Annotated in this window: 12 protein-coding genes and 1 pseudogene; all 13 read right to left on the bottom strand. The window is 62.7% G+C overall.

The genetic code is table 11. The annotated features are described in order from the left end of the window. Positions 1–13: 13 nt before the first annotated feature. Positions 14–2035: a phage terminase large subunit family protein gene (locus AWB76_RS31030; protein WP_061163927.1), complete on the bottom strand. Its 2022-nt coding sequence runs from the start codon at positions 2033–2035 to the stop codon at positions 14–16. Continuing rightward, on the bottom strand, positions 2013–2591 hold the full coding sequence (locus AWB76_RS31025; RefSeq protein ID WP_061163959.1) for a hypothetical protein: 579 nt from the start codon (positions 2589–2591) through the stop codon (positions 2013–2015). The genes AWB76_RS31030 and AWB76_RS31025 overlap by 23 nt, the downstream gene beginning before the upstream one ends. Before the next feature lie 184 nt (positions 2592–2775). Next, the gene (locus tag AWB76_RS31020; protein WP_061163926.1) at positions 2776–2985 is read right to left on the bottom strand and encodes a hypothetical protein; all 210 of its coding nucleotides are present in this window, start codon (positions 2983–2985) and stop codon (positions 2776–2778) included. 6 nt (positions 2986–2991) lie between these two features. Further along, positions 2992–3678: a hypothetical protein gene (locus AWB76_RS31015; RefSeq protein ID WP_061163925.1), complete on the bottom strand. Its 687-nt coding sequence runs from the start codon at positions 3676–3678 to the stop codon at positions 2992–2994. After that, complete coding sequence (locus AWB76_RS31010; RefSeq protein WP_061163924.1) at positions 3678–4427, bottom strand: hypothetical protein; 750 nt, start codon at positions 4425–4427, stop codon at positions 3678–3680. Before AWB76_RS31010 ends, AWB76_RS31015 begins: the two co-directional genes overlap by 1 nt. Positions 4428–4625: 198 nt before the next feature. Beyond that, positions 4626–5054 carry a hypothetical protein gene (locus AWB76_RS31005; protein WP_061163923.1) on the bottom strand — a complete coding sequence of 143 codons (429 nt, stop codon included), beginning with the start codon at positions 5052–5054 and terminating at the stop codon, positions 4626–4628. Between the two features lie 190 nt (positions 5055–5244). Continuing rightward, positions 5245–5493, bottom strand: a complete 249-nt coding sequence (locus AWB76_RS30995) for a hypothetical protein (RefSeq protein WP_061163921.1) — start codon at positions 5491–5493, stop codon at positions 5245–5247. A gap of 574 nt (positions 5494–6067) precedes the next feature. Continuing rightward, a pseudogene (locus AWB76_RS42360) lies at positions 6068–6475 on the bottom strand (hypothetical protein); the annotation flags it as partial. Then, positions 6472–6939, bottom strand: coding sequence for a hypothetical protein (locus AWB76_RS30985; RefSeq protein ID WP_208606633.1), 468 nt, complete (start codon positions 6937–6939; stop codon positions 6472–6474). The pseudogene AWB76_RS42360 and the gene AWB76_RS30985, both read right to left, overlap by 4 nt. Beyond that, positions 6936–7490, bottom strand: a complete 555-nt coding sequence (locus AWB76_RS30980; RefSeq protein WP_061163919.1) for a hypothetical protein — start codon at positions 7488–7490, stop codon at positions 6936–6938. Before AWB76_RS30980 ends, AWB76_RS30985 begins: the two co-directional genes overlap by 4 nt. After that, positions 7490–8023 (bottom strand): DUF1064 domain-containing protein, encoded by a 534-nt coding sequence (locus AWB76_RS30975; RefSeq protein ID WP_061163918.1) that lies wholly within the window; start codon positions 8021–8023, stop codon positions 7490–7492. Before AWB76_RS30975 ends, AWB76_RS30980 begins: the two co-directional genes overlap by 1 nt. After that, complete coding sequence (locus AWB76_RS30970; protein WP_061163917.1) at positions 8020–9195, bottom strand: replication protein; 1176 nt, start codon at positions 9193–9195, stop codon at positions 8020–8022. Before AWB76_RS30970 ends, AWB76_RS30975 begins: the two co-directional genes overlap by 4 nt. A 1-nt stretch (position 9196) precedes the next feature. Further along, complete coding sequence (locus AWB76_RS30965; RefSeq protein ID WP_063936411.1) at positions 9197–9874, bottom strand: phage antirepressor KilAC domain-containing protein; 678 nt, start codon at positions 9872–9874, stop codon at positions 9197–9199. Position 9875 lies beyond the last annotated feature (1 nt).

Below are 9875 nucleotides of genomic sequence, written 5' to 3'. Positions count from 1 at the left end.
GTTCTCCTATGCTTCAGCCGGCGAGCCGCCGGATCCGAGAGCGTTTCTCAGGCTGCGCCTGTTTGATGATCGGGCCGTCTGGGCGCACTGGCCGCGTCGCGCTCACGACATCGAGCTCGACCTCCTGCCGCGTCTCCGGAGCAGGCGGCAGGAGATCAGCCGGATCGGCCTGCACCGCATCGACGCGCCGGTTCAACTTCAGGCCCATGTGCATGAGGCCGCACAGCGCCGCGTAGCCGTACACCCGAATGTCGAGCGCTTCGTTCGCGCGGCCAGGCGGCAACTCCCACACCCGGAACTTCTGCCCGTTGACGAACTTCGTCACCGAGCGCTCGGAGATGAGCTGCGCGAAGTAGTTGATGTCGCGGTCCGTCGGGAAGTGCATGTACCCGGCCGGGTACGTCAGCACGCCGTCGTTGTCTTCGGGATCGCGTCGCAACCGCTCGCGAATCACGTCCTTCGCCGCATTCACGCCGATGATGACCGGCCTGAACGTCGATTTCGTTCGCGACGAAGGTCGCTTCGTCGGCCAGACAGGTGACCGCGCGCCGCCGCGCGCCGACTCGCCCTTGATCGCCCAGATGCGGCGCCCGAGCCGCGCCTTCGCGAACTCGTACACCTTCTGTGTGTGGTGACCGCCGGAGTCGATACAGGCGGCGGATACTGCGAAACCGCGACCGTCCGCGCGCCGCCACACCCGCTTCAGATATTCGTCGACGCGTTTCCAAAGCTCCGCGCTCTCGGGGTCGCCCTCGATGACCGCGTGATCTATCGACCAGCTTTCCTCGTTGTGCCCCCAACCGATCGTTTCAAGCTCGACGCGATCGTCTTGGACGTCGCCGCCGACTGTGATCAGACCGACGCCGTCGGGCACTTCCGCATCCCAGACTTCCGTGCGAGCCGCCAGCCGCGTTTCGCTCAGTGCGCGATCGCCGCGATCCTCGTACGGCTCGCCGAGCACCAGGTTGATGAACGTCTGCCGCGCGAGCGGGTCATCCTTCACGCGGAGCCATTCGGCAACGAGATTCGACCAGCACGCGTTCGGGAAGAGGCTGTATCCGGCCCAGATATGGAAACCGGCATGCCCCTTGAATGGCTTCGTCGCGCGCCATTCACCGTTCGTCACCATGTCAGCCTTGTCGGCCTCATGGATGATGCAGCCGTTGTGCCGGCAGACGTAGTAGACGCTTTCCGGAATGCCGTTGCCGTGCTCGTCCTTGTCCCACTTCATGCCGTACGGCGTTTCGGGACTGCCCCATTCGAGCACCTGGTGCTCACCGCAGTGCGGGCAGGCCACGAAGAAGTAGCGCTGATCGCTCTCGTTGAAGCTTTTCTCGATCCGGCTGTAGCCCTTCACCGTCGGCGTCGAGCCGAGGACGATCTTGCGATTCCAGAAGGTTTCGGAGCGCTTCGTGCCGAGGGCGATCTGATCGCCTTCGTTTCCCGCGCCATCGACCGGATATGCATCGACCTCGTCGAACATCACGACGCGCGACGTAATCCGCCGGAAACCCGCCGGGCTGTTTGCGCCCACGAGCGTCAGGCTCGAACCGTTGCGGAACGTCTTCGCGAGGATCGTCTGATCGCTGTTCTTCGCCTTCTGATCGCCCGCGATCGCCGCGAGCACAGGCGTGTCCCGCAGCATCGGCGCGATCTCGGTCTTCGAATAGCTCTCCGCATCCTCGACACGAGGCTGCACGACGAGAATCGGCGAAGGATCCTGGTGGATGAAAAAGCCGACCGCGTGATCCATCAGCTTCGTGTAGCCGACGCGAGCCGACTTCATGACGCTGATCTTCTCGACGCTGGGGTCGGTTACTGCATCCAGCATGCCCCTCTGATAACCGAACGCCCGAAAGCGGCCGGTCTGCGCACTCGTCTCACGCGAAAGCACGGCATAGCGCTCGGCCCATTCGCTCAACGTCAGCTTCGGCGGTGGCGTCAGGTTCTGGCGAAGCGCCGCCGCGAGGCCCGCGCGCAACGCCGCATAGCCGCGCGCGTATCGCCGTGTGCTATTTAGGGTTGCCTGCTCCATCGCGAGTGAGTTCTTCGAGTGCTTCTGTGATGACCTCCTGCAAAATGTCCTGCAACTCGGCAGGCGTCTTGCACCGATGGAGACGCGGAGCCTGTTCCGCGGGAATAGACAGCAGGCGGGTTCGGACCTTGGCGTATTCAGTGCCGACGGCTTTCGCCACTTCGGCGACGTCGATCACCAGACCGGAATCTCGGTCGTATTCGAGCTGTGCCTTCAGCCCGAGATAGTTCTCTTTGAAACAGCGCGCTTCGTCGAAGTCGAGAAGCTGCACGTTGCCCGACAAGATGCGGTCTGCGGCGTCCGCCGCGCTCTCGCGCTCGCCGAGCGTTACCTCGCTGGCCGCCTGGGTAACGGTTTTCGGTTTGTTACCCGCCGACGCTTGGGTAACAGGCGGGGTAACAGCCGGGGCGCCGTCGCGCCGGTACTTTTTCAGCAGCGCATTCGAGGCATCGACATCGACTTCATCGCCCGCAAACACAAGCCAGCCGCGCTCCTTCCATTTCGTGACCGTCTTTCGACTGACGCCGTGGAGAGTTGCAAACTCGCTCTGATTCATCGCCGCTGGTGTTACCCAAATTTCAAATTTTTGTGGCTAGAGAAAGATCGCGCGCGCGCAGTGCCCGCGAAGCAGAAGGGCGGAGAGGGACCCGGTTGTAAACCATACCTGCGACCCCTCCCAAACCCGCCCGCCTCGCCCTCCGACGCGCATCTTTTACAACCATCCCCGCACGCTGCGAGGGTCAGTAGTCGCCGTTCCTCAGCATCACGATGCCGGGCATGGCCGGGTCGATCGCGTCCTCTTCGCCGATCTGAGCATCACCGGGCAGCCCCACAGCCTGCAGCGCCACATTAAGCAGGTGCTCAGCTGCAGACGCGCATTCAGCAACGACGACTGCCGCGACACCCACCGGATAGAAGCCGGTGAAGTTCGTGCACTTATAGATCCTCATCGTCGATCACCGTGCCGTCGCGAGCGCCTTTGCAAACGCCGCAGCGAACTCGGCGCGATATGTCGATGCGACCACCTCATGGCCGCGCTTCCCGAAGTGGAGATGCTGCTTGACCGGCTGCGCATCGCCGAAGCGGATGAGCAGCCTGAGGTGACTGGTCTTGTTCGCGCCACGCATCGCGACGCCCCGCTTGCCGCTGCGCTTGATCGCCTTGACGTCGGTGGGCCGCTGCCACACCCCGCCAATCGATTCACCGCTCGCGGTTTTGATCGTGCCGACGAAGATGTCTGGCCGACCTTCGAGACGCTTCAGTGCCGTGCGGCTGAAGTTGCCGTACTGGTTGAGCAGCGCCATATCCTTCGGATTTAGCCACGTCTTGCCCGAGCCGATGAGCTTGTGCGTGCCGCCGAACTCGTACGGCGCGAGATACGCGGCGGCGATGTCCTTCACGAACACCAGCGCCTCTTGCGTGTTCTTGCGCGCGGCTTTCACGCCGATCGAATTGACCGTGAATGGCGTCGGGCGATCGAACACTTGAGGGAGGGCCGCTTTCTCGGCGGCCTGAACGCGTTTTGCGACCGCCGTCAGCGCCTGTGCAGACGCGAACGGCAGCTGCTTGCGTTCGAAATCGTTGAGCCTCCGCGTCAGCGCGTCGAGATCCGACTGAACACTGATGCGGATGGGGCTCTGCATTACTCGCCGTCCTTGATGGTCGGATGGTTCTTGAGATCGGCCAGACGTTGGATCAGGCGCTGATACTCGTGCACAGCGGCGTTGCCGACCATGCGCACCAATGCTTCTATCTCGCCGATGATGGTCAGCGGATGCTCATCCGAGCCAGAGCCAGTCTGGGAAGCAGAAAGCGCCGCATCGGGCTCCCCCGCTTCAGCACCGCCAGCCTCCGCATCAGCGGCGCCACCAACGTCCAAAGGGACGGCGTCCGACGAGACGCTTGCCTGCGATTGCGCATCGAGATTCGGCGCGGCTGGCGTCGGGCTGAGGTCAGCCGCACCCGCGCCGCCGGGGTCGGCTTGCGCGTCAGAAATCACCGCCGGAGAGACGTCGACAGAACTCGCGCCGGAGCCGTTTCCCGCGTCACCGGCGTCCGGAGTCGATGCCGAATCCACAGGTGCGGCAGATGTCGTATCTGAACCAGCGCCTTGTTCGACCGCCGCACCGTTGGCAGCGGTCTGCTCCGCGTTTCCCTGTTCACCTGCCGTATCCGAGCCGGTCGCAGACACAGCCGGGTCCTGAGCAGCCTGGGCATCGCCATCCGTCTGGGCTGGCGACGAGGTTTGCTCCCCCACGTTGGCGCTCGGGTCAACGCCCGCTCCGTTCGCGATCAGATCGGGAATCTCGTCGCGCGTGATTTCACGGATCGGTGCGACAGCCGCCTCTTCGTTATCGAAGATGATGTTGGTGTCGGGATTGAACTTCAGCATAGCAACCTCCGAAAAGAAAACGCCCCGGCAAAAGCCGAGGCGTCAAATCAGGGCAGTTGCCCCGCCGAGGAGACACGGATGAACGTGTTCGAGAAAGCAAAAAGCCCGCTCAGTGGCGGGCTTTCTCTACCGACAACTTCGCCTCCCAGTCGGGAAGCGAAAGCTCACGCGCGAGGCGGATTCGGTAATCTGGCGCGATTATAGGACGGTTGCTGCTGGTTTACAACCTGTCTTTTGCAAGTTCTTCATAAACGATTGAGCATGGATCTTCGAGATGTGCTGCCGGAGCGAGTTTTCGGCTTCAGCCAGCACGATTTCGAACTGACGCCCGCGCAACACGGCTTTGTGCTGCTTACGCATGCGCGTCTGCACCTGCTCCGGAGACATTCTCCAAACGTAGGTGTACTTCAACACCCACTTGTGCACGTGGTTCGGCATCGTCGACCAAGCCGCCTCAACGAGCCAACCATCCTTTTCGACGGGCGTCACGCCGGAGGGCGCTTCTTTCGCGTCGCGCAAAGCGACATAGAGTTGCGCCCACTGCGCGCAAACTCCTGATTGAAACTTGGGCATGCGCACCGTCATACCCCAATTGTCGAACCGCGCCTCGTTCGTCTCGAACTTCATTCAACCTCCGCCTCGTATTCATTGCATCGGCGCATCTCGACCCAATCGAGTGACGCTTTCTGATTTCCTCTGCTGCACACGTACTTCCGAACTCCACCCCAGCGCGACAGCACGAGTTGGACGCAGCCCAAGCATGTGCCCTCTTGCTTCCGCTCAAGGACGATTGCCGGGTCCATGAACTCGAACCGCCTCACATCGCCACCATGAAGCTGATTCCCCAGTTCATGAGCCAAGCGACGAAGCTGTCTCGAAGCTCGGCGTTGCGCGGGAACGGGAATTCGACTTCTAATGAGTCGCCATCGGTCTCGATCTGGCCGGCGAACGGGCAACCGTCGAAGGCGATGACCTTGGCGCCCGTCACTCCGTCGATGTGCTGCCTGCTCGTGTCGATCAAGTTCTGGGGGACGTCCGCGTATTGAATGTAGGCGTGCGCGCTCACTGGTGAGCTCCCATCCGCGAGTACACGGCCGTCGCGAGAACCGACAGAGCAGTCCACATGAACACAAAGACGATGCCGGCGGCGTCCGCGCTCGGCGACGCGAGAGAGGCGGCGGCGATCATCGCGTCACCTTCTGCGGTTGGATTGGAGCAGTCCAGCTCTTGCGCTTGATGCCGAGCGCCACCCACAGCGCGTCGAAGTTGTCCGGAATCGTCTTGTTCATGCTCAATCTCCCACTTCCATCTCGTTTAATCCGCTCTCGAGGAACGGGGCCAAAGTCTTCTTGTTGTCGTCGATATAAGCCCTGGTGCGATACACACCCGCCCTTACCCACGCATCGTCGAGGACCGGAATGCCGCTCCGGCGATCCTCGGGAATCCATGCATCAACCCAAACAAACGGCCGGGTCGTGTTCTGCACCGTCGGGCGCGCCAGCCTGTACACCCTCGTCTCCAGCGCCGCCGTGAGTTGAAACGGCTCCACGGCATAGCGCTTCCCGTTGCGGCCGCGCGGCGTGCGCCATCGCGTGTCCGTTGGTATTCGAATCAAGCACCGCACCCTCTTCCTCCTTCAAACCCATCTTTCGAGCGCGAACCGGCTCCCAGCGCGCGAGCGCGCCGTCGAATGCCGCGCATTTCTGTTCCCACGGCGCGCCGCTGCGGTCGAGCCACTCGTGACAGGCAGCACAACCCGGCACCGTGAACCAATGCTTCGCCTTCAGCGCGCCGCCCTTCCCGTGCTTCGATTGGTTCGAATGGCAGTCGACAACGGTCGGATCCGCCCAATCCGTCCACGGGCACTTCACGTTCAGGTAGCACGGCTCGCCGCGGCACGCCGCCAGATACTTCGAGCCTTCGGCGGCCGTCGGCTTCTTCACGCGCGCCTTCAGTTTCGAGCGACGCAGCGCTGTCGCGCGATCGGCGAGCGGCCATGCCGAGCGCTTCATCGGCGTCTTGCTCAAGAGAGGCTTCGAGCGCTTCACTGGTCGCATCCTCTGCCGATCGCGCCCGAATCCCCGGGCGCCGTGAACTTCTGCCAGTGGATCCAACCTTGCTCGGGACAATGAAAGCCCCAGTGCCGATAGCGCGGCCCGGTCACAAAGATCGTCCAGCATTCGCCGTGTGTGAGCTCGATGCGGTGTGCGAAGGTGCCGAACAGGCGCAGCTTCCACTGGCCGGCGGTGCGCTCGGTGCGCACGTTGATGCCGCCGGGCGCGATCGAGTGCTCGGTGTATGTGCCACGCAGCAGGATCGACAGATTTGACCAGGGGTGATCGTGCAGCGCGCGGTCGTCGTCGCTGCGCATGAAGCGATGCAGGTACACATTGAAGAAGCGATTGCGCGGGATGACCCACCAGCGGAGCAGATATGGGTCGTCGTGGCCGCCGATGACGACGTCAGGCGCGCGGCGCGTGATGCGCGAGATGATCCATTCACCGAGCTTCATGCCGCTGCCCTCCCCGTGCATACCATCGCGTTTATCGCGGAGACGACCACCAGATCGGCACGCGGCCACCATGCGGCGTTCGATCGATGTCTCGCGTCGAGCACGTCGTCGCTTTCCTCCTCATCGGCAAGATTCGCGGCGAGGAAGTCGCCGTAGCGCGCGTTCTCGCCCGGGCCGATCACATAGACGAGTTGCGGATAGCTTTCTGTAATGCGTGACACGTGCGCCCACTGGTTCCCGTTCGGGTTCGTCGCGGGCCGCATCAGATCCGACACCGTCTTACGGGCCAACCCGAGCGTGTCAGCGATTTCGCGCGCTGTGCGCTCGACGCCATCGGACAGCAGGTTGCGCACGCGCTGCGACGTGGAGATCGGCTTTATGGCCATGTGCGTCTGCTTGTAGACGGCCGCTTCGTACGTCCGACCCGGAAGGAGGTGCATATGCTTCTTCAGGACTGCGCCACGCTCCTTTAGTCCGCGCAGGATGCGCAGTTCCTCGTGCGTCCACTGGGTGCCCTTCACGTCGCCTTGGGCTCTCTTCTTTGCCGCCATCACTTCACCTCCACGATCGTCAGCCCGCGCGCCGCCATCAGGTGGCGTTTTATGCGGTATCCCTCGGTTACGCGGCCTTTCACGTCCTCAATGACCGTCTCGCCGCCCTTCTCGTACACAAAATCCGCCACGTACCGCAGCGCCGGGCGCTTCCGGCCGGCGATCACCACCGGATCAGCCAGGACGAACGGCACCTGCAACTCCAATTCGCTGATCTCGCCGCGCACCTGCATCTGCACCAGCTCGTGCCAGCGCTTCATCTCGCGTTTGCTGTCGAACTTGATGCCGCCGCTCTCGCATTTCTCGTTGCGGTACTTCGCCGGCTTCTTCTTCGCGGCCGGAACCCTCGGCGCCGTCGCGAACGGGTCATATCCGGAGGCGATGTCGTCGAACTCGCTCGTCGGCTGCTGACCGGTGCGGCGCATCAATTCGCGGCTCGCGAAATCCGGCCCGACCGTGCGGTCCTCGCGCACGCGCGCCGTGCCGACGTGCGTCGCTCCTTCCGGGTAATGCAGGGCTGCGGTGCGCTTCACTGTTCCTCCTGCTTCGCAATTGCGGCACGCACGCGCACGGCGATCGCCGGCACCGGCTCTTCGTCGTCAAATGCGATGCCCATTTCCTTCGCCTTGGCCTTGATGCCGCTGGCGGACTTGTCCCAATCGCCGGCGTGCACGCGCGTTCCGTCCGGATTGCGCTTGATTGCCATGCGGCCGCGCACGTCGCCGTAGCCTTTCGGGCTGATGAGGTAGTCGAAGCCGGCGTGCGGCGGCAGTTCGACCTTGTCGCGCACGGCCGGGAAGTAGCGCTTCCACGCCTCCGGGTCTGCCGCGAGCTTTCCGAGGAACGCGCGGATTGCGCCGGCGCGCGCCTCGACGAATGCAGCCTCGTCCACGGTGCCGACTCGCTCCCCAAGCGCCTCGTTGAAGGCTCGGATCACGGCAAGTTCGGCATCGCTGTACGCGCTCTGGATCTCATCCATCCATCCGCCAGCGTTCAGCCAAGAAGCGGCGTACGGGATGAACTGCGGGTTTGCCCACTGCTCCGAAGTCATGGCCTGCGTCAGACCGGCCATCAGGGCCGTCATCAGCTGCTCGTCCGGGTTGAGCTTGGCGAAGGCTTTCTCTGCCTTGGCCTTCGATTTCTTACGCGGGTATGCCGCCCAGAAAATTTCAAAGCGTTCGCGAAGCGAGCGCGAAAGGGTTTCTTTTGGAGTTGTCTTTTGGTCTTTTCTTTTGGAGTTGTCTATTGTGTTTATCGTTTCGATAACAGCAGCGTTATCGTTTTGATAACCCTCGATGATCGTTTCAATAACAGTGCTGTTATCGTTTCGATAACCCCAAAGCTTCGACACATCCACTTTCGCCTTGCCAGTCCACTGGCCGTACGACTTATTCACAGCGAGGCAGAAGGCGTGCTTGCCGGGCGTGCGCACGATTACGCGCATCTCGACAAGCTCGTCGATCGCCGTCGACACGTTCGGCGGAAGCACGCCCGTCTTGTCGCGGAACTGCGTCAGGCTGATCTCGTCGGCCTTCTTGTTGTAGCCATACGTCTGGCGCAACAGGACCATCAGCACTTTGTAGTGGCGCTTGCCGAGGTCCGCGAGCGCGAGCGCTTCGAGGATGCCGTGCGCGATGCGCGTGAATCCGTCCTCGACCTGGACGGCGCGCTGCTCGGGCATGTGGATGACGTCTGCGAGTGCCATGTCACGCAGCCTCGGCGCTGTATTTGCGCTGCAGGAACACCTGCCCGCGGCCCGTCACGAGCGTCTTGAACGTCGGATGCGGTTCCTTCGCCTCGTCAATCCAGACGCTTTCGATCACGCGAAAATAGCCGCGGTCCTTGTAGATCTGATACGGCAGGTTGTCCGCCATCAGGATGTGGTCAGCGCGGAGACGCGCGAAGAAGCGATTCCGGCCGATGCCGAGAACCGCCGACATATGCGCAATCGAGATCGCGTCGTTCGTGTCGCGGATGGCATGCGCGAATTCGACGGCCGGCGCTTGCTCCGCAACCTTTTGCTCGAGCGCGATGACGCGCTCCGTGTACTGAAGCAGCGCGCCGCGCAGGAATGCGGGATCATCGAGATTGACGGCCGGTTGCGCAGCGCGCGATTCGAGCTCTTGCCAACGATCGACGAGGCGCGCGGTGAACTCCGGCGAGAGCTGCGCGACGATCACATAGCTATCGCGCTTGCCGACTCGGTACTCTGCCGCGCGCCGACCGAGACTGTCGAGGTATTCCCCCAACGGGGGAAGAGCGATCACGCCGCGCGCCGCAAGCCGCTCGATCGACTGCTTGACCTTGTCGTGGCGTGACTCGACCAACTCGGCAATTTCGCGGCTCGACATAGTCGGAGCGCCGGGCATCGTCAGATCGGTCATG

Source organism: Caballeronia temeraria (assembly GCF_001544795.2).
Classification (GTDB): Bacteria; Pseudomonadota; Gammaproteobacteria; order Burkholderiales; family Burkholderiaceae; genus Caballeronia; species Caballeronia temeraria.
This window is presented reverse-complemented; position numbering and strand designations above follow the sequence as displayed.

Excerpts from the sequence above, each read along its gene's own strand:
- AWB76_RS30985 (WP_208606633.1), bottom strand. The coding sequence starts at position 6,939 with ATGAAGCTCGGTGAATGGATCATCTCGCGCATCACGCGCCGCGCGCCT.
- AWB76_RS31020 (WP_061163926.1), bottom strand. The coding sequence starts at position 2,985 with ATGAGGATCTATAAGTGCACGAACTTCACCGGCTTCTATCCGGTGGGT.
- AWB76_RS31015 (WP_061163925.1), bottom strand. The coding sequence starts at position 3,678 with ATGCAGAGCCCCATCCGCATCAGTGTTCAGTCGGATCTCGACGCGCTG.
- AWB76_RS31025 (WP_061163959.1), bottom strand. The coding sequence starts at position 2,591 with ATGAATCAGAGCGAGTTTGCAACTCTCCACGGCGTCAGTCGAAAGACG.
- AWB76_RS31010 (WP_061163924.1), bottom strand. The coding sequence starts at position 4,427 with ATGCTGAAGTTCAATCCCGACACCAACATCATCTTCGATAACGAAGAG.
- AWB76_RS30980 (WP_061163919.1), bottom strand. The coding sequence starts at position 7,490 with ATGGCGGCAAAGAAGAGAGCCCAAGGCGACGTGAAGGGCACCCAGTGG.
- AWB76_RS31030 (WP_061163927.1), bottom strand. The coding sequence starts at position 2,035 with ATGGAGCAGGCAACCCTAAATAGCACACGGCGATACGCGCGCGGCTAT.
- AWB76_RS30965 (WP_063936411.1), bottom strand. The coding sequence starts at position 9,874 with ATGACCGATCTGACGATGCCCGGCGCTCCGACTATGTCGAGCCGCGAA.
- AWB76_RS30970 (WP_061163917.1), bottom strand. The coding sequence starts at position 9,195 with ATGGCACTCGCAGACGTCATCCACATGCCCGAGCAGCGCGCCGTCCAG.
- AWB76_RS31005 (WP_061163923.1), bottom strand. The coding sequence starts at position 5,054 with ATGAAGTTCGAGACGAACGAGGCGCGGTTCGACAATTGGGGTATGACG.